The sequence below is a fragment of the Micromonospora taraxaci genome (assembly GCF_007830095.1).
GTDB lineage: Bacteria > Actinomycetota > Actinomycetes > Mycobacteriales > Micromonosporaceae > Micromonospora > Micromonospora taraxaci.
Map to the genome: position 1 here is coordinate 286,955 of NZ_VIWZ01000002.1, position 17,509 is coordinate 304,463.

Sequence of the window (17,509 nt, forward strand, 5' to 3'; positions counted from 1 at the left end):
TTGATCAACACGGCTTCCCGGAAGTCGCGGTATCCCACTCGACTGGACACCCCGGTTTCACCAAACCCGTGCTGATCAATGCCCTGTGCGGACGCCTGCAACCACCTGACTGGTCAGGTGTGCTGCGGCCAGCCGTTCAAGATCTCGTCGATCGCCACGGCGTCCTGCTCCGGGTCGGGTGCCGGGGTTGGCCGGTCAGTCGGCGTGCGGTCGAAGCGCGGCGCCGGTGCCGGTTGGATCTCGCCACCCACCTCCACGAACGTGTCACGCGCGGCGTTGTGCGGGTGCCGGTGCGCCTCGCCGGGTGCGAGCACTGGCGCGACGCAGGCGTCCAGGTCGGCGAAGACAGCCGTCCACTCGTCCCGGGTCCGCTCCGCGAACCGCTCGGTGAACCGTCGCCGCAGCTCCTCCCAGCCGCTCGGGTCGTACTGCGCGGGCAGGTCCGGATCGTCGGCGAGGTCGAGGCCGGCCAGGAGTACGGCGTAGAAGGCGGGTTCCATCGCGCCGACGGCCATGAATCCACCGTCCGAGGTGGCGTACGTGTCGTAGAAGGGCGCCCCGCCGTCGAACATGTTGCGCCCGCGCGGTGCGGCCCACAGGCCGGTGCCGAGCAGCCCGTGCAGGAACGAGGTGAGCAGGGCCGAGCCGTCCACCATCGCCGCGTCGACCACCTGGCCGGCGCCGGAGCGTTCCCGTTCGAGCAGCGCGGCCAGCACGCCGACGGCGAGCAGCATGCCGCCCCCGCCGAAGTCGCCGAGCAGGTTCATCGGCGCGTACGGGCGCTCGCCCGCGCGCCCCAGCGGCTCCAACGCCCCGGCGACGGCGATGTAGTCGATGTCGTGCCCGGCTCGGGAGGCCAGCGGGCCGTCCTGACCCCAGCCGGTCATCCGCGCGTACACCAGTCGGGGGTTGCGGGTCTGGCACACCTCCGGGCCGAAGCCGAGCCGCTCGGCCACCCCCGGCCGGTACGCCTCGACCAGCACGTCCGCCCGGTCGGTGAGACGCAACAGGTCGGCCACGCCGTCCGGGGTCTTCAGGTCCAGCGCGGTGACCCGCCGACCGCGCTGCAACGGGCCGCCGGTCGGCGCGGCCAGCCGGCCCGCTCCCGGTGCGCCCGGCCGGTCCACCCGCACCACGTCCGCGCCCAGGTCGGCGAGCACCATGCATCCGAACGGCGCGGGCGCGAGGCTGGCGAGTTCGACGACCCGTACCCCGGCCAGCGGCCCTCCGCGCGCTGCCATCACGCGACGCCAGCTGGTTCGGCGGGGCGGGCGGCGAGCCGGTCGACCAGGTCGGCGGGCGGCGTGAACCGGTCGCCGTAGCGGTCGGCCAACTCGGTGGCGCGGGCCGCGAAGCCGGCCGGGCCGCCCGCGTACTGCCGGACGTAGCGGATCACGCCTCCCGTCCACGCGGGGAAGCCGATGCCGAAGATCGAGCCGATGTTGGCGTCGGTCTCGGTACGCAGCACGCCCTCGTCGAGGCAGCGCAGCGCGTCGAGTGCCTCGGCGAAGAGCATCCGCTCCTGGAGGTCGGTGAACGGCACCGCCCTTCCCGCGTCGGTGGTCAGGTCCGCGAGGCCCTGCCACAACCGGCCCCGGGTGCCGTCGTCGTACGAGTAGAAGCCGCGCCCGGCGGCACGGCCCGGCCGGTCGTACGCGTCGACCAGCTCGTCCACGAGCCGGTGCGCCGGCAGCGGCAGGAACTCCTCGCTGGCGGCCTCGAACTGACGGCGGATCCGCTGGATCAGGGTGAGGCTCACCTCGTCGGCCAGCGCCAGCGGCCCAGTCGGGTAGCCGGCCTGCAACGCGGCCTGCTCCACCGACGCGGCGGGGACGCCCTCGGCGACCATGCCGATCGCCTCGTCCATGAACTGGCCGATCACGCGGCTGGTGAAGAAGCCCCGACCGTCGTTGACCACGATCGGGGTCTTTCCGATCCGTCGACCCAGGTCGAACGCGCGGGCCAGCGCGGCGTCGCCGGTGCGCTCACCGACCACGATCTCCAGCAGTGGCATCCGGTCCACCGGCGAGAAGAAGTGCATGCCGATGAAGTCGGCCGGCCGGTCCACCCCCTCGGCCAGCCCGGTGATCGGCAGGGTGGACGTGTTGGAGGCGATCAGCGCGCCGGGTGCCAACACCGGCAGCACCTCGGCGAAGACGGCCTTCTTCAGCGCCGGGTCCTCGAAGACCGCCTCGATGACCGCGTCGCAGCCGGCGAGGGCGTCCACCTGGTCGGTGGTGGTGATCCGGTCCAGCACCGCGCGGGCTTCCGCCTCCGTGGCCCGACCCTTGCGTACCCGGCGGGCCAGCAACAGTTCGGCGTGCTCCCGGGCCCGCCCGGCGGCCTCCGCCGTGACGTCCTTGACCACCACGTCGATGCCGGCGCTGGCGCAGGAGTACGCGATGCCCGCGCCCATCATGCCCGCGCCGAGCACCGCCACCCGCCGCACCGCTGCAACGTCCACTGCCGGTCGGGCCGCACCGCCGTTGACGGCCTTCAGGTCGAAGAAGAACGCCCCGATCATGTTCTTGGCGACCTGCCCGGTGAGCAGACCGATCAGGTGCCGGGTCTCCACGGTGAGCGCGGTGTCCACGTCGACCTGTGCGCCTTCGACGGCGGTGGCCAGGATCGCCTCTGGTGCGGGCAGCCGGGCGCCCTTGAGCTGTTTGCGCAGGGTGGCCGGGAAGGCGGGCAACTGGGCGGCCAGTGAGCGGCTGGCCGGGGTGCCGCCGGGCATCCGGTAGTCCGGCCGGTCCCACGGCTGCTTCGGGTGGGGGTTGGCGGCGATCCAGGCACGGGCCCGGTCCAGCATCTCCGCCTCGGTGGCGACCACCTCGTCCACGATCCCGGCGGCCAGGGCGTCGGCCGGTCGCATCCTCCGACCGGTGAGCAGCACAGTGGTCAGCGCACCGGCCAGGCCGAGCATCCGTACCGTCCGGGTGACCCCGCCGGCCCCGGGCAGCAGACCCAGTGTCACCTCGGGCAACCCGAGCCGACTGTCGGGCACGTCCAGCGCGATCCGGTGGTGGCAGGCGAGGGTGATCTCCAGACCGCCGCCGAGCGCGGATCCGTTGACCGCCGCGACCACCGGTCGGCCCAGCGTCTCCAGCCGGCGTAGGTCCCGTTTGATGGTGCCGAGCAGGTCGGCCAGCGCTGGCGCGTCAGCCCGGGTGGCCCTGATCATCTCCGGCAGGTCGCCGCCGGCGAAGAACGTCGACTTCGCGCTGGTCACGATGACCCCGACGAGATCGGGCTCGGCCTCCAGCCGGTCGAGGGCAGCGCTCATCGACGCGGCGTACGCCCGGTTCATGGTGTTCGCGGACTGGGTCGGGTCGTCCAGGGTGAGCGTGACGATGCCGTCGGCGCCGCGGTCGTACCGGATGGTGTCGGTCATTGTCGTCCTCCGGGTCAGCAGCGCTCGAGAACGGTGGCGACGCCCATGCCGCCGCCGATGCAGAGGGTCACCACGGCGCGGCGCAGGTCGCGGCGCTCCAACTCGTCCAACGCGGTGCCGAGCAGCATGGCTCCGGTCGCGCCGAGCGGGTGGCCGAGAGCGATCGCGCCGCCGTTGACGTTCACCCGGTCCGGGTCGAGGCCCAGGTCACGAACATATTTGAGGACCACTGCCGCGAACGCCTCGTTGATCTCGAACAGGTCGATGTCGTCGACTGTCAGCCCGGCGGCGGCGAGCGCCTTGTGGGTGGCCGGGATCGGGCCGGTCAACATCAGCGTCGGGTCCGCCCCGGTGACCGCCGCGCCGACGATCCGGGCGCGCGGCGTGAGGCCGAGGTCGCGGCCGACCTGCTCGGAACCGATCAGCACCAGCGCCGCGCCGTCCACGATGCCGGACGAGTTGCCGGCGTGGTGGACGTGCTCGATCGCCTCCAGCCAGTGGAACTTCTGCAACGCCACCGCATCGAAGCCGGCCGCCTCGCCGATCGTGGCGAAGGACGGGGTGAGCCGGGCCAACGCCTCCCGGGTCGTCTCCGGGCGCAAGTGCTCGTCAACGGTGAGGATGTCCAACCCGTTGCCGTCGCGGACCGGCACCACCGAACGCGCGAAGTGCCCGCCGGCCCACGCCTTGGCGGCCCGTTCCTGCGACCGCACCGCGTAACCGTCCACGTCGTCGCGGGTGAAACCCTCCAGGGTCGCGATCAGGTCGGCGCTGACGCCCTGCGGCACGAACGACGTGGCCAGCGCGGTCTGCGGGTCGGTCGCCCAGGCCGCACCGTCGGAGCCCATCGGCACCCGGGACATCGACTCCACCCCGCCGGCCAGCAGCAGGTGCTCCCAGCCCGAGCGGATCCGTGCGGCGGCGGAGTTGACCGCCTCCAAACCGGAAGCGCAGAACCGGTTGAGCTGCACCCCACCCACCTCGTCGGGTAACCCCGCCAGCAGCGCGGCGGCCCGCGCCAGGTCGCCGCCCTGCTCGCCCACCGGGGTGACGATGCCGAGCAGAAGATCCTCCAACCGGCCCACGTCCAGGCCGGGGTTGCGCTCGCGCAACGCGTCGATCAGGCCGACCACCAGCGAGATCGGCTTGACCCCGTGCAGCGCGCCGGTGTCCCGGCCGCGTCCGCGCGGGGTGCGGACCGCGTCAAAGACGTACGCCTCAGAGGGCACGGGCGATCAGCTCCTTCATGATCTCGTTGGTGCCGCCGTAGATCTTCTGCACCCGGGCGTCGGCGTACATCCGGGCGATCGGATATTCGGTCGTGTAGCCGTAGCCACCGAAGATCTGCAGGCACCTGTCGACAACCTCGCACTGCCCGTCGGTGAGCCACGACTTCGCCATCGCGGCGGTGGCCACGTCCAGGTCGCCGCGGCTGTGCCGGACGATGCAGTCGTCCAGGAAGACCCGGCTGACCCGGGTACGGGTGGCGCACTCCGCGAGCACCATCCGGGTGTTCTGGTGGCCCATCAGCGGCTTGCCGAAGGCGGTGCGTTCCTTGGCGTACGCGACGGTGAGCGCTACGGCCCGCTCCATCGCCGCGACCGCGCCGACACCGATGACCAGCCGTTCCTGCGGGAGCTGCTGCATGAGCTGGACGAAGCCCAACCCCTCGACACCCCCGAGCAGGTTGGCCGCCGGCACCCGGAACTCGTCGAAGAACAGCTCCGCGGTGTCGTTCGCGTGCAGCCCGATCTTGGACAGCAGTCGTCCCCGGCGGAACCCCTCCGGGTCACCGCTCACCTCGCAGACGAGCAGCGAGACACCGGCCGCCCGCTGCTCGGGGTCGGTCTTCACGGCCACGATGATCAGATCGGCCAGGCTGCCGTTGGTGATGAACGTCTTCGCGCCGGTGACCAGGTAGTCGTCACCGTCCCGGACCGCCCGGGTACGCATCGCCTGAAGATCGGAGCCACCGTCCGGCTCGGTCATCGCGATCGCCCCGACCAGTTCACCGCTGCACAGGCCGGGCAGCCAGCGTCGCTTCTGCTCCTCGCTGCCGTACGCCGCCAGGTAACCGGTGACGATCCCACTGTGTACGGCCAGCCCGAGGCTGCTCTCCCCGGTGTACGCCTGCTCGTGCAGCATCACGGCCTCGTGGGTGAACCCGCCGCCCCCGCCGCCGTACTCCTCCGGGACGGACAGGCCGAGCAACCCCAGCTCACCGGCGCGCCGGTAGTGCTCGCGGTCCGGGTGGCCCTGCGTCAGCAGGCGCTCGGTGTGCGGCAGCACCTCCTTGGTGAAGAAGGTGCGGGCCAGGTCGGCGAGGTCGTCGTGCTCCGGCTGCCGCCAGGGCGAGGGTGGACCGTCGAGTGGGGGCGTCGGCATGAGCACCACCCTCGCGCCCTGTTGGCAGCATGTCAATAAGCCATGGGGTGGCCGCCCGCCGTGCCGCCCGCCCTCGGCCCACCGCCTCAAGATCAAGTGATGAAAAGTAGGTCAGGAGCCGTTGCCAGAACTACTTTTCATCACTTGATCAAGGGGGTGCGCGAGGTTGCCCGCCTTGATCGACTCCGTTTCCTTGAAGTCGGGCCATACGTCCGACGTGGCTGCACCGGAGACTGGGCAGTGTTGACGGACACCTGTCACCCAACGGAGGCGGAGGCCGTCGCTCAGGCAGAGTTCGAGTTCGGCGCTGTCGCCTTCGTGCGGGTGCCGCCAGCCGGCGATTAGCCCTGCACCCGATCAAGGTGCGGTTGGGCCTGACACGAGGGCGACGCGGTGAGCTGCCGATAGGGTCGGGCAGATGAGTGTCGAGACGGCTCCCCGTCGCCGCCGGTTGGAGCCGGACGCCCGGCGCGGCCAGATCCTGGCCTGCGCGGTCCGGTTGTTCGGCGAGCGCCCGTACGCGGACGTGTCGACCACCGACGTCGCCCGCGAGGCCGGTGTCGCCCGGGGCCTGGTCAACCACTACTTCGGCACGAAGAAGGACCTCTACCTGGAGGTCGTCCGGGTCATGGTGACCATTCCGGAGGTGGCCCTGGAGCGGCTGCCAAAGGGGGACCTCCGGACCCGGGTCGACGCCAGCGTCACCTGGTTCCTCGACGTGGTGTCCCGGCACAGCACGTCCTGGTTGGCGGCGGTCACCGCGCGGGGGATGGGCGGGGACGCCGACGTGGAGCGGGTGCTGGCCGAGGCTGAGGAGGTCGCCGCGGACCGCATGCTCGTCGCCGTCGGGCTGGCCGGTGCGGCGCAGCACCGCGAGGACCTACGCGGGATGGTCCGGGCGTACGGCGGGCTGGCCACGTCGACAGCCCGGGAGTGGCTTCAGCGCGGCGCGCTGACCCGCGACCAGGTACACCTCCTGCTGACCACCACTCTGCTGACCATCGTCGAACAGGTCATCCCGCAGGTCATCGCCGGCGGCGGCCCGGCCCGCCCGTAGGCCTGAGCGGGCCAGCTCAGGCCGCGCGCCGCTCGTCGGCCTGCCCGGCACGAGCCGCCCTGCCGACCCGTCCGCCACGAGCCGCCGGAGCGGTCGCACCGACGTGCGCCGCCGCGGCGGCTGGCCCGAGCTGCGCCGCCGGGGCTGCGGGCCCAAACTGCGCCGCCGGTGCGGCGTAGCGGTCGGCGGCCTGGGCCGGATACGACTCGGGGCGGACCACCCGCAGCGGACGCTCCACCTCGTTGGTGCCGAACCGCCAACGTGACGGTGTCGGCTGCCGCTGCGGCGCGGGCCCACCGGGGCGCAGTCCGGGTCGGGACAGCAGCACGGTGATCAGGTAGCCGACCACCAGGAAGCCGTGGCTGACCAGTCTCTCCCCGCCCACCGAGCCGGTGGCGAGGTCGTTGACCGAGAGCAGCAGCAGCGTGCCGACGAACGCGCTGAGCATCGGCAGGAGCCCCGCCGGCGGGGTGCGGCGTACCGCCACGAAGAGGAAGCCGGCACCGACCGCCACGTTCCAGGCGGCCGACTCGTGCCACAGGTGTTGGCCGGTCGGGTGCAGGTGGTCGGCGGTCGCGCCCCGGCCCACCTGGGCCAGGCCGAGCACCAACTGCACCGCGCCGAGCAGGCCGAGTGCCGCGCGTAGCCCGGCGACCAGGGGGCCACGCCCGCCCAGGCGCCGCCACCACGACCGCCGGGGCGGCGGGGCCGCCGCGGTGGCGGCCAGGATCGCCGCTGTCCGGTCGGGCACGTCGGTGACCAAACGGGTACGAACCCGACGCGTCACCGCAGCCGCCGCCGTGAACCAGGCCCGGCAATCGGCACACCCGTCAAGGTGCCCCTGCGCCGCCGCCCGTTCGGCCGCGGTCTCCTCCCCGTCCAACTGCGCGGACAGGACCTCCCGCCACTGCTCACACCCCATGTACCGGTAGTCGCTCCGACAGCCGCTCCGGTTCCCGGCGGCCGTCACCCGTTGTGGAATACTCGCCGGACCATGACGCGCTACGGCCTGCTGATCCTGCCCGCCACCAACCGGGTGTACGCCCGCTCCGCCGTCGACCTCACCCGGGCCGAGCTGGAGATCTTCGGCGGCTCGGCGCTCGACGGTCGGATCGGCGACCTGGACACCGAGGTCGTCGGTGGGGCGTCCTACGTCACGTTCACCGGCGACGGGCTGACCGAGCGTGACCTGGCCGTCCTGGGCAATCTCTCCGCCGGGTACGCGCTGTTCGAGATCGTCGGCGAGTTGCTGCGCCCGATCGAGTGGAGCCGGCTGGACCGTTACGACGACGACCTGCTCACCATCCAGAAGTACCCGGGCAAGACCAACGAGCAGTTCACCAAGCTGCTGCTCAACGTCACACTGCTCGCCTCGGACTGGGCCACCGAGATGACCAGCCGGCGGTTCCGGGTACTCGACCCGCTCTGCGGCCGGGGCACCACGCTCAACCAGGCGCTGATGTACGGGTTCGACGCCGCCGGGATCGAGCGCGACCAGAAGGACGTCGAGGCGTACCGGGCGTTCGTCACCACCTGGCTGAAGCAGAAGCGGCTCAAGCACCGGGTGCTGGAGTCGGGGCCGGTGCGCCGGGAGCGCAAGGTGGTCGGCCGACGGGTGCGGATCGAGTTGGCGCCGACCCGCGAGGAGCACAAGGCCGGCCAGACGCAGTTGTTGGACGTGGTGAACGCGGACACCGCCCGGTCGGCGGAGTTCTTCCGCCCGGAGACCGTGGACCTGGTCGTGGCCGACGCGCCGTACGGCGTACAGCACGGCAGTCGTACCGCCGATCATGGTTTGTCGCGTGACCCGCTGGCGCTGCTCGCGGACGCCGCGCCGGTCTGGGCGCGGTTGCTGCGCCCCGGCGGTGCGCTCGGCATCTCCTGGAACACCCACGTCGCCAGCCGCGACGACGCCGCGGCGGCGCTGGCCGACGCGGGCCTGACAGTGGTCGACGACGAGCCCTACCGCGCGCTGCGGCACCGGGTGGACCAGTCGATCATGCGAGACGTGCTGGTGGCCCGCCGCCCGGCCTGACCCGGCCTCGCACCTCCGCTCCCGCCACGCCCCGCGCCACCCCTCCGGGTCGCGCATGCCTCTCGCGTGCCCTTTGCTCTGCACCCGCGGCGGCACCAGCTACAGACCGTGAGCGTCGCCACCGCAGGTGCAGAGCAAAGGGCGGACAACTGGTCCTGACCTCGCGGACCGCGGGGGGTTCTGTGCCACATTTCACCTGTTCAGGGTGCGCGTGTGAAAACCACGTCAAGAAAAGGTTCGCCGCCGTCATGGTCGCGTTATGACCCCTGCCGTCCGGCGGGTGGTGGGGCTTTGATTGCCCGGCGCGATCGGAAGGCGATCGCGACGAACCTTTCCGGTATGAGGAGTCAGCGTGTCTGACGTGGTGTTCGTGGTCCTGACGGTGGCGCTGTTCGCAGCGCTCGCCCTGGTGGTCCGGGCGGTGGAGAAGCTGTGAACGCGGTCAACGCCGTCGGTTTGGTGCTCGCGATCGTCCTGGGCGCGTTCCTGGTGTTCGCCCTGCTGTTCCCGGAGCGCTTCTGATGACCATGACAACAGCGGGCGTCATCTTCGTGCTGGCGCTGGTGGCGGCCCTCGTCGCCGTCTACAAGCCGTTCGGCGACTACATGTTCCGGGCGGTCTCCGGCACCAGGCAGTCGCGGGTCGAGCGGGGCATCTACCGACTCGTCGGGGTCAACCCGGCCGCCGAGCAGACCTGGGGTGTGTACGCCCGCAGCGTGCTGGCGTTCTCCGCGGTCTCGATCCTGTTCCTGTACCTGTTCCAGCGGGTGCAGAACCACCTGTGGCTGTCCCTGGGGTTCGACCCGGTGGTGCCGCACGGCGCGTGGAACACGGCCGTGTCGTTCGTGACCAACACCAACTGGCAGTCGTACTCGGGTGAGTCGACTATGGGTCACCTGGTGCAGATGGCCGGTCTGGCCGTGCAGAACTTCGTGTCGGCGGCGGTCGGCATCGCGGTGGCGGTCGCGTTGGTGCGCGGCTTCGCCCGTAGCCGCACCGGGCAGCTCGGCAACTTCTGGGTGGACCTGACCCGGGTCACGCTGCGGATCCTGCTGCCGATCGCCGTGCTCGGCGCCATCGCGTTGATGATCGGCGGGGCGGTGCAGAACCTCTCCGGCGGCACCGACGTGACCACGCTGACCGGCGGCACCCAGACCATCACCGGTGGTCCGGTCGCCAGCCAGGAAGTGATCAAGGAGCTGGGCACCAACGGTGGCGGCTTCTACAACGTCAACAGCGCGCACCCGTTCGAGAACCCCACCACCTGGACGAACTGGCTGGAGATCTTCCTGATCTTCCTCATCCCGTTCAGCCTGCCCCGGGTCTTCGGCCGGATGGTCGGGCAGAACCGGCAGGGCTACGCCATCGCCGCGGTGATGGGCATCCTGGCGTTCGCCAGCGTCGCCATCACCAACATCTTCGAGTTGACCGGCCACGGCACGGTGCCGCAGGCGGTCGGCGCGGCGCTGGAGGGCAAGGAGGTGCGGTTCGACGTATCGAACTCGGCCACCTTCGCCGCCGCCACCACGCTCACCTCGACCGGTGCGGTGAACTCCTTCCACGACTCGTTCACCTCGCTCGGCGGCATGATGACCATGGTCAACATGATGCTCGGCGAGGTCGCGCCGGGCGGTACCGGTTCGGGGCTGTACGGCCTGCTCATCCTCGCGGTGATCACGGTCTTCGTGGCCGGCCTGATGGTGGGCCGCACTCCCGAGTACCTGGGCAAGAAGATCGGCTCGCGGGAGATCAAGTTCGCCTCGCTGTACTTCCTGATCACGCCGATCCTGGTGCTTGTCGGTACGGCGGCCGCGTTCGCCACCGGCAACAACTCGACAGCGCTCAACGTCGGCCCGCACGGCCTCTCCGAGGTGCTGTACGCGTTCACCTCGGCCAGCAACAACAACGGCTCCGCGTTCGGCGGCATCACTGTCAACACCACCTGGTGGGACACCGCGCTCGGGTTGTGCATGCTGCTGGGCCGTTTCCTGCCGCTCATCTTCGTGCTCGCGTTGGCCGGCTCGCTGGCCCGCCAGGCACCCACCCCCGCGTCCGAGGGCACCCTGCCGACCCACAGACCGCTGTTCATCGGCATGGTCGTCGGCGTCACTGTGGTCCTCGTCGCGCTGACCTTCCTGCCCGCGCTCGCGCTCGGCCCGCTGGCAGAGGGGCTCTGACCATCATGAGGAACGAGGACATGTCCGTCACGTCCGCCCCGACAGAGCAACTCCCCGGCACCCCGGCCACCCAGGGCAACCGGATCGGCGGGGGCCTGCTTGACCCGAAGCAGCTGGTCCGGTCCCTGCCGGACGCGGTACGCAAGCTCAACCCGACAACGCTCTGGCGTAACCCGGTGATGCTGATCGTCGAGGTCGGCGCCGCCTTCACCACCGTCCTGGCGGTGACCGACCCGTCGGTGTTCGCCTGGGCGATCACCATCTGGCTCTGGCTGACCGTGATCTTCGCCAACCTGGCCGAGGCGGTCGCCGAAGGTCGGGGCAAGGCCCAGGCCGCGACCCTGCGGCAGGCGAAGAAGGACACCATCGCCACCCGGCTGATCGACTGGAAGCCCGGCGCGCGCGCCAACACCTACCGCGACGAGGCGGTGCCCGCGCCCGAGCTGCGGCAGGGCGACATCGTGCTCGTCGAGGCGGGCGGCATCATCCCCGGCGACGGGGACATCGTCGAGGGCATCGCCAGCGTCGACGAGTCGGCGATCACCGGCGAGTCGGCTCCGGTCATCCGCGAGTCCGGCGGCGACCGCAGCGCGGTCACCGGCGGCACCAAGGTGCTCTCCGACCAGATCATCGTGAAGATCACCCAGAAGCCGGGAGAGAGCTTCATCGACCGGATGATCGCCCTGGTCGAGGGTGCCAACCGGCAGAAGACGCCGAACGAGATCGCGCTGAACATCCTGCTCGCCGCGCTCACCGTCATCTTCCTGCTGGCCGTGGTGACTCTTCAGCCGTTGGCGATCTTCTCCAAGGCGTACCAGGCTGCCGCTCCGGACAGCGGGGCGATCACCGACTCCGGTGTGACCGGCGTGGTGCTGATCTCGCTGCTGGTCTGCCTGATCCCCACCACCATCGGCGCACTGCTCTCCGCCATCGGCATCGCCGGCATGGACCGCCTCGTCCAGCGCAATGTCCTGGCCATGAGCGGCCGGGCCGTCGAGGCGGCCGGCGACGTCAACACCCTGCTCCTCGACAAGACCGGCACCATCACGCTGGGCAACCGGCAGGCCGCCGAGTTCGTACCGGTCGAGGGGGTCGACGCCGCGACGGTGGCCGACGCCGCGCAGCTGTCCAGCCTGGCCGACGAGACCCCGGAGGGGCGCTCGGTGGTCGTCCTGGCGAAGAACGAGTTCGGGCTGCGCGAGCGCGAGCCCGGCGTCATGCCGCACGCCACCTTCGTACCGTTCACCGCGCAGACCCGGATGAGCGGCGTCGACCTCACCCCGGACGCCAGCGTGGACGGCGGCGCGGTGGGCACGGCCCGCCGGGTCCGCAAGGGCGCCGCGGCAGCGGTGATGAAGTGGGTACGCGAGAACGGCGGCCACCCGACCGAGCAGGTCGGCGAGATCGTGGACGCGATCAGCGGCACCGGCGGCACCCCGCTCGTGGTCGCCGAGCACGTCGACGGTGAGCCCGCCCGCGCGCTTGGCGTCATCCACCTCAAGGACGTCGTCAAGTCCGGCATGCGCGAGCGGTTCGACGAGATGCGCCGGATGGGCATCCGCACCGTGATGATCACCGGCGACAACCCGCGTACCGCGAAGGCCATCGCCGACGAGGCCGGGGTGGACGACTTCCTGGCCGAGGCGACGCCGGAGGACAAGCTCGCGCTAATCAAGCGGGAGCAGGAGGGCGGCCGGCTGGTCGCGATGACCGGTGACGGCACCAACGACGCCCCGGCGCTCGCCCAGGCCGACGTCGGCGTGGCCATGAACACCGGCACGTCGGCCGCCAAGGAGGCCGGCAACATGGTCGACCTCGACTCCGACCCGACCAAGCTGATCGAGATCGTGGAGATCGGCAAGCAGTTGCTGATCACCAGGGGTGCGCTGACGACGTTCAGCATCTCCAACGACATCGCGAAGTACTTCGCGATCATCCCGGCCATGTTCGCCGGCCTCTACCCGAGCCTGGACGCCCTGAACATCATGCGGCTGGCAAGCCCGGAGTCGGCGATCCTGTCCGCCGTCATCTTCAACGCCCTGGTGATCATCGCGCTGATCCCGCTCGCCCTGCGCGGCGTGCGGTACCGGCCGGCCGCCGCGTCGAAGCTGCTCAGCCGCAACCTGCTGGTGTACGGACTGGGCGGCATCATCGTGCCGTTCATCGGGATCAAGCTCATCGACCTGCTCATCCAGTTCATCCCGGGGATTTCGTGATGCGCCTACCCACCTGGATCGCCCAACACCTCGCCGCCCTGCGCGCCGTACTCGTCTTCACGGTGCTGCTCGGCCTGGTCTACCCGCTGGCCCTGGTAGCGCTCGGCCAACTGCCCGGCCTCAACCACAAGGCCGACGGCTCGCTGATCACCGTGGGCGGCAACACCGTCGGAAGCTCGCTGATCGGCCAGTCCTTCACCGACGCGGACGGCAACCCCGTCGCCCGCTACTTCCAGTCCCGCCCCTCCGCCGCCGGCGACGGCTACGACCCGACCTCCACCTCGGCCAGCAACCTGGGCCCGGAGAGCGTTGTCGACACCATCGCCACCGACCCGGAGGAGTCCAGCGAGAGCCTGCTCACCCAGGTGTGCGGGCGCAGCAAGGCCGTCGGCGAGCTGAACGGCGTCGACGGGCGACGCCCGTACTGCACCGACGACGGGGTGGGCGCCGTGCTCGCGGTCTTCCGTGCCGACGGTCTCACCGGCCCGGTCACCAGGGTGGTCAGCGTCAACCAGACCGCCCCGGCGACGCCGTTCGTCGGCTCGTACCAGGGGGTCACTGTGGAGCTGGCCCAGCCCGGCGAGGACTACGTGGCCGCCGGTGGGGTGGTCACCCCGATCCGGGGCGACGCGCCGGCCGACCCGGCGGTGCCCGCCGACGCGGTCACCGCCAGCGCCAGCGGCCTCGACCCGCAGATCAGCCCGGCGTACGCCGAGCTGCAGGTGAACCGGGTCGCGCGGGAGCGCGGCGCGGACCCCGCGGCGGTCCGCAAGCTGGTGCGGGAGCACACCGACGGGCGGGCGCTCGGGTTCATGGGTGAGCCCGGCGTCAACGTGCTGGAACTCAACCTCGCCCTCGACAAGCAGTTCGCCGCGCGCTGAGCACCCTCGCGGGCGGGGCCGTGCCGACCGGCACCGCCCCGCCCGCCACTCTGACCAGGGAGGATGGTCCCCGTGCCACGCGGAGAACTGCGCATCTATCTCGGAGCCGCCCCGGGCGTCGGCAAGACGTACGCCATGTTGGAGGAGGCGCAGCGGCGAGCCGCGCGCGGCACCGACGTGGTGATCGGCTTCGTGGAGACCCACGGTCGCCAGCACACCGCCGCGATGCTCGGCGACCTGGAGCAGGTGCCCCGTCGGGCGATGGAGTACCGGGGCGTCGAGTTCACCGAGATGGACCTGGACGCGGTGCTGGCCCGCCGGCCGGAGATCGCGGTGGTGGACGAGCTGGCGCACACCAACGTGCCCGGTTCCCGCCACGACAAGCGCTGGCAGGACGTCCAGGAGCTGCTCGACGCGGGGATCGACGTGCTGTCCACGGTCAACGTGCAGCACCTGGAGTCGGTCAACGACGTGGTCGCGCAGATCACCGGCACCACCCAGCGGGAGACCGTGCCGGACGAGATCGTCCGCGCGGCCGAGCAGGTCGAGCTTGTCGACATGACCCCCGAGGCGCTGCGTCGGCGGATGGCGCACGGCAACATCTACCGACCCGACAAGATCGACGCCGCGCTGGGCAACTACTTCCGGGTCGGCAACCTCACCGCGCTGCGCGAGCTGGCGCTGCTCTGGCTGGCCGACAAGGTCGACGAGCAGCTCGACCGCTACCGCAGCCAGCAGGGCATCGCGGCCACCTGGGAGGCCCGGGAACGCGTCGTGGTGGCGCTGACCGGCGGCCCGGAGGGCGAGACGTTGATCCGGCGGGCGGCCCGGGTCGCCGCCCGCAGCAAGGGCGCCGACCTGCTCGCCGTGCACGTGGCCCGCAGTGACGGCCTGGCCGGGGCCGACCCGGCCCAACTGGCCCGCCAGCGGGTGCTGGTGGAGAGCCTGGGCGGCACGTACCACCAGGTGCTCGGCACCGACGTGCCGGCCGCGCTGCTCGACTTCGCCCAGGGCGTGAACGCCACCCAGCTGGTCCTCGGCGCCAGCCGGCGAGGTCGCTTCGCGCAGATTTTCGCCCGGGGTGTCGGGGTGACCACCACTGCGCTCTCCGGGGCGATCGACGTGCATCTGGTCACCCACAAGCAGGCCGGCAAGGGCCGTCGGGCGGCGGCCGTGCCGGCGGCGCTGTCCCGGCGTCGGCGGCTGCTCGGCTTCGGCCTGGCGGTGGTGGGCATGCCGCTGCTCACAGTGCTGCTGAAGACACTGCCCGACCTGACCCTGACCAACGACATCCTGCTGTTCCTCGCCGGGGTCGTCGGGGTCGCCCTGGTCGGTGGGGTGTGGCCGGCCCTGGTCGCCGCGCTCGGCGGCTCGCTGCTGCTCAACTGGTTCTTCACCCCGCCGTTCCGCACGTTGACCATCGCCGAGGCGGACAACCTGCTCGCCCTGGCCGTCTTCGTGGCTGTGGCGTTGGCGGTCAGCTGGGTCGTCGACGTGGCCGCCCGGCGTACCCGGGAAGCCGCGCGGGCGGCCGCCGACGCGCAGACCCTCGCCGCCATCGCCGGCGGCGTGTTGCGCGGTGAACGCCCACTGCCCGCCCTGCTCGAACAGCTCCGGGAGACCTTCGGGCTGCGCGCCGTGAGCGTGCTGGAGCTGGCCGAGGAAGCCGAGGGCCGCCCCGAGCGGGCCCGCGAGGAGCACGCCTGGAACGTGGCGGCCAGCGTCGGCGAGAACGCGCCCTGCACCCCGGAGAGCGGCGAGACGACCGTCCCGGTCGACGACCGGATCACCGTCGTGCTCTGCGGCCGACGGCTGGAGGCCGCCGACCGGCGGATCGTCGAGGCGTTCGCCGCCCAGGCCGCCGTCGCGCTACGCCAGGAACGGCTCGCCGAGGAGGCCGCCACCGCCCGACCCCTCGCCGCCGCCGACCGGATGCGCACCGCGCTGCTTGCGGCGGTCAGCCACGACCTGCGTACGCCACTGGCGTCGGCGAAGGCGGCGGTAACCAGCCTACGCAGCCACGACATCGAGTTCGACGAGTCCGACCGCGAGGAACTGCTGGAGACCGCCGAGGAGTCCCTGGACCGGCTCGCCCGGCTGGTCGGCAACCTGCTCGACATGAGCCGGCTCCAGGCGGGCGTGCTGGGCATCTCGGCGACCGCGATCGGCCTGGAGGACGCCGTACCCCTGGCGCTTGACGAACTTGGCCCGGCGGCCGCGACTGTCGGCACTGACATCCCGGCCGATCTGCCGGCCGCCACCGCCGACCCGGGCCTGTTGGAACGTGTGCTTGTCAACATCGTCGCCAACGCGTTGCGCTACAGCCCGCCGGACCAGCCGCCGACGATCACCGCCAGCGCGCACGCCGGCCAGGTGGAGCTGCGGGTGATCGACCGGGGTCCGGGTATCCCGGAGGACCAGTGGGAGCACGTCTTCCTGCCGTTCCAACGCCTCGGCGACCGGGACAACCAGACGGGCGTCGGTCTCGGTCTTGCCCTGTCCCGGGGCCTGGCCGAGGCGATGGGTGGCAGCATCACCCCGGAGACCACCCCGGGCGGTGGGCTCACCATGGTGCTGCGGTTGCCCGCCGCGCCCGCCAGCTCGGAAGGGCCGCAGGAATGACGCGCATCCTGGTCGTCGACGACGAACCGCAGATCCTGCGTGCCCTGCGGATCAACCTGCGCGCCCGCCGGTACGACGTGGACGTCGCAGCGACCGGGGCCGCCGCGTTGAAGGCCGCCGCCAGCCACCCACCCGACCTGGTGGTGCTCGACCTCGGGCTGCCCGACATCGACGGCGTGGAGGTGATCCGCGGCCTGCGCGGATGGACCGCCGTGCCGATCATCGTGCTCTCCGGTCGGGCCGGCAGCGAGGACAAGGTAGCGGCGCTCGACGCCGGCGCCGACGACTACGTCACCAAGCCGTTCGGCGTGGAGGAGCTGCTGGCCCGCATCCGCGCCGTCACCCGCCGGCTCGGCGCGCCCAGCGAGTCGGTGCCGGCGCTGCGGATCGGCCAGCACACCGTCGACCTGGCCGACCACAGTGTGCGGCGCGACGACGGCACGGAGGTGAAGCTGACCCCCACCCAGTGGAGCGTGCTGGAGAAGCTGCTGCGTCACCCCGGCAAGCTGGTCAGCCAGCGTCAACTCCTCCAGGACGTGTGGGGGCCGGAGTACCAGAACGAGACCAACTACCTGCGGCAGTACCTGGCCCAGCTGCGGCGCAAGCTGGAGGACGACCCGGCCCGCCCCCGGCACCTCATCACCGAACCGGGAATGGGCTACCGCTACCGCCCCTGACCCGTTGACACCCGCCGGCAGAGATTGAAGAATTTCTGTTTGCAGCGGCAGCGGCGTGCTTCTGT

The 17,509-nt window shown here is 71.4% G+C and carries 13 protein-coding genes; 8 read left to right on the forward strand and 5 right to left on the reverse strand.

Annotation, left to right across the window (positions count from 1 at the left end; all coding sequences use genetic code 11):
- Window positions 1–113: 113 nt before the first annotated feature.
- The 4 genes from FHU34_RS30435 to FHU34_RS30450 are packed head-to-tail and all read right to left on the reverse strand — an operon-like array spanning window position 114 to window position 5,779.
- Complete coding sequence (locus tag FHU34_RS30435; protein ID WP_145786074.1) at window positions 114–1,241, reverse strand: CaiB/BaiF CoA transferase family protein; 1,128 nt, start codon at window positions 1,239–1,241, stop codon at window positions 114–116.
- A complete protein-coding gene (locus tag FHU34_RS30440; protein WP_145786075.1) occupies window positions 1,241–3,394 on the reverse strand; it encodes a 3-hydroxyacyl-CoA dehydrogenase NAD-binding domain-containing protein in 2,154 nt (717 codons plus the stop codon). The genes FHU34_RS30435 and FHU34_RS30440 overlap by 1 nt, the downstream gene beginning before the upstream one ends.
- Window positions 3,395–3,408: 14 nt before the next feature.
- The gene (locus tag FHU34_RS30445) at window positions 3,409–4,623 is read right to left on the reverse strand and encodes an acetyl-CoA C-acetyltransferase (RefSeq protein WP_145786076.1); all 1,215 of its coding nucleotides are present in this window, start codon (window positions 4,621–4,623) and stop codon (window positions 3,409–3,411) included.
- A complete protein-coding gene (locus FHU34_RS30450) occupies window positions 4,613–5,779 on the reverse strand; it encodes an acyl-CoA dehydrogenase family protein (RefSeq protein WP_145786077.1) in 1,167 nt (388 codons plus the stop codon). Before FHU34_RS30450 ends, FHU34_RS30445 begins: the two co-directional genes overlap by 11 nt.
- Window positions 5,780–6,197: 418 nt before the next feature.
- On the opposite strand from FHU34_RS30450, the gene FHU34_RS30455 reads away from it, so the two are divergent.
- A complete protein-coding gene (locus FHU34_RS30455; RefSeq protein WP_145786078.1) occupies window positions 6,198–6,836 on the forward strand; it encodes a TetR/AcrR family transcriptional regulator in 639 nt (212 codons plus the stop codon).
- A gap of 16 nt (window positions 6,837–6,852) precedes the next feature.
- Here the strand turns inward: FHU34_RS30455 and FHU34_RS30460 are convergent, their stop codons facing one another.
- Entirely contained in the window at window positions 6,853–7,758 is a 906-nt protein-coding gene (locus FHU34_RS30460; RefSeq protein WP_145786079.1) for a zf-HC2 domain-containing protein, read from the reverse strand.
- 72 nt (window positions 7,759–7,830) lie between these two features.
- Here FHU34_RS30460 and FHU34_RS30465 point away from each other — a divergent pair, with 72 nt between their 5' ends.
- The 7 genes from FHU34_RS30465 to FHU34_RS30500 all read left to right on the forward strand — a co-directional run bounded on the left by FHU34_RS30465 (window position 7,831) and on the right by FHU34_RS30500 (window position 17,444).
- Complete coding sequence (locus FHU34_RS30465) at window positions 7,831–8,871, forward strand: TRM11 family SAM-dependent methyltransferase (protein WP_145786080.1); 1,041 nt, start codon at window positions 7,831–7,833, stop codon at window positions 8,869–8,871.
- Window positions 8,872–9,303: 432 nt separating this feature from the next.
- Complete coding sequence (kdpF, locus tag FHU34_RS30475; RefSeq protein ID WP_036390805.1) at window positions 9,304–9,393, forward strand: K(+)-transporting ATPase subunit F; 90 nt, start codon at window positions 9,304–9,306, stop codon at window positions 9,391–9,393.
- Entirely contained in the window at window positions 9,393–11,048 is a 1,656-nt protein-coding gene (kdpA, locus tag FHU34_RS30480; RefSeq protein WP_145786081.1) for a potassium-transporting ATPase subunit KdpA, read from the forward strand. The genes kdpF and kdpA overlap by 1 nt, the downstream gene beginning before the upstream one ends.
- Window positions 11,049–11,068: 20 nt before the next feature.
- On the forward strand, window positions 11,069–13,264 hold the full coding sequence (gene kdpB, locus FHU34_RS30485) for a potassium-transporting ATPase subunit KdpB (RefSeq protein WP_145786082.1): 2,196 nt from the start codon (window positions 11,069–11,071) through the stop codon (window positions 13,262–13,264).
- Window positions 13,264–14,145 (forward strand): potassium-transporting ATPase subunit C, encoded by an 882-nt coding sequence (locus tag FHU34_RS30490; protein WP_145786083.1) that lies wholly within the window; start codon window positions 13,264–13,266, stop codon window positions 14,143–14,145. The genes kdpB and FHU34_RS30490 overlap by 1 nt, the downstream gene beginning before the upstream one ends.
- Before the next feature lie 72 nt (window positions 14,146–14,217).
- On the forward strand, window positions 14,218–16,767 hold the full coding sequence (locus tag FHU34_RS30495; protein ID WP_145786084.1) for a sensor histidine kinase: 2,550 nt from the start codon (window positions 14,218–14,220) through the stop codon (window positions 16,765–16,767).
- Window positions 16,764–17,444 carry a response regulator gene (locus FHU34_RS30500; protein ID WP_145786085.1) on the forward strand — a complete coding sequence of 227 codons (681 nt, stop codon included), beginning with the start codon at window positions 16,764–16,766 and terminating at the stop codon, window positions 17,442–17,444. Before FHU34_RS30495 ends, FHU34_RS30500 begins: the two co-directional genes overlap by 4 nt.
- The last annotated feature ends 65 nt before the right edge of the window (window positions 17,445–17,509 follow it).